Origin of the sequence: Shigella sp. FC1567 (assembly GCF_001743015.1) — a bacterium.
Classification (GTDB): domain Bacteria; phylum Pseudomonadota; class Gammaproteobacteria; order Enterobacterales; family Enterobacteriaceae; genus Escherichia; species Escherichia coli.
Genome location: NZ_MIIV01000385.1, coordinates 1 through 510 on the forward strand (window position 1 = coordinate 1; position 510 = coordinate 510).

Annotated in this window: 1 protein-coding gene and 1 pseudogene; both read left to right on the forward strand. The window is 51.4% G+C overall.

The window, feature by feature from the left end; genetic code table 11:
* Nucleotides 1-331, forward strand: a 331-nt coding sequence (locus BHE85_RS18300; RefSeq protein ID WP_000321149.1) for an integrase core domain-containing protein, incomplete at its 5' end; no start/stop codon positions are given.
* 11 nt (nucleotides 332-342) lie between these two features.
* A pseudogene (locus tag BHE85_RS18305) lies at nucleotides 343-510 on the forward strand (IS3 family transposase); the annotation flags it as partial.

Below are 510 nucleotides of genomic sequence, written 5' to 3' on the forward strand. Positions count from 1 at the left end.
AGTGGAGTGGCTGACGGATAATGGTTCATGCTACCGGGCTAATGAAACACGCCAGTTCGCCCGGATGTTGGGACTTGAACCGAAGAACACGGCGGTGCGGAGTCCGGAGAGTAACGGAATAGCAGAGAGCTTCGTGAAAACGATAAAGCGTGACTACATCAGTATCATGCCCAAACCAGACGGGTTAACGGCAGCAAAGAACCTTGCAGAGGCGTTCGAGCATTATAACGAATGGCATCCGCATAGTGCGCTGGGTTATCGCTCGCCACGGGAATATCTGCGGCAGCGGGCTTGTAATGGGTTAAGTGATAACAGATGTCTGGAAATATAGGGGCAAATCCATTTGGTGTATCCAGGAGCGGTTATTACAACTGGGTACAGCATGAACCCTCAGACAGAAAACAAAGTGATGAGCGGCTAAAACTGGAGATTAAGGTGGCACATATCCGCACTCGCGAAACATATGGAACCCGGCGGCTCCAGACGGAGCTGGCAGAGAATGGCATCATC